The sequence below is a fragment of the Halopseudomonas pertucinogena genome, assembly GCF_014646575.1.
GTDB lineage: Bacteria > Pseudomonadota > Gammaproteobacteria > Pseudomonadales > Pseudomonadaceae > Halopseudomonas > Halopseudomonas pertucinogena.
On record NZ_BMNN01000023.1, the window covers coordinates 1 to 553 of the forward strand.

The 553-nt window shown below is 54.4% G+C and carries 1 rRNA gene; it reads right to left on the reverse strand.

What is annotated here, in order from left to right:
* A 23S ribosomal RNA gene (locus tag IEW63_RS14550) occupies window positions 1-553 on the reverse strand; the annotation flags it as partial.

Genomic DNA, 553 nt, shown 5'->3' on the forward strand with positions numbered 1-553 from the left:
TGCACCCGTAGCTTCGGTGCATGGTTTAGCCCCGTTACATCTTCCGCGCAGGCCGACTCGACTAGTGAGCTATTACGCTTTCTTTAAAGGATGGCTGCTTCTAAGCCAACCTCCTAGCTGTCTAAGCCTTCCCACATCGTTTCCCACTTAACCATGACTTTGGGACCTTAGCTGACGGTCTGGGTTGTTTCCCTTTTCACGACGGACGTTAGCACCCGCCGTGTGTCTCCCGTGCTCGCACTCACCGGTATTCGGAGTTTGCATGGGGTTGGTAAGTCGGGATGACCCCCTAGCCCAAACAGTGCTCTACCCCCGGTGGTGATACACGAGGCGCTACCTAAATAGCTTTCGAGGAGAACCAGCTATCTCCGAGCTTGATTAGCCTTTCACTCCTATCCACAAGTCATCCCCTACCTTTTCAACGGGAGTGGGTTCGGTCCTCCAGTGCCTGTTACGGCACCTTCAACCTGCTCATGGATAGATCGCCCGGTTTCGGGTCTATACCCAGCGACTGTTCGCCCTATTAAGACTCGGTTTCCCTACGCCTCCCCTA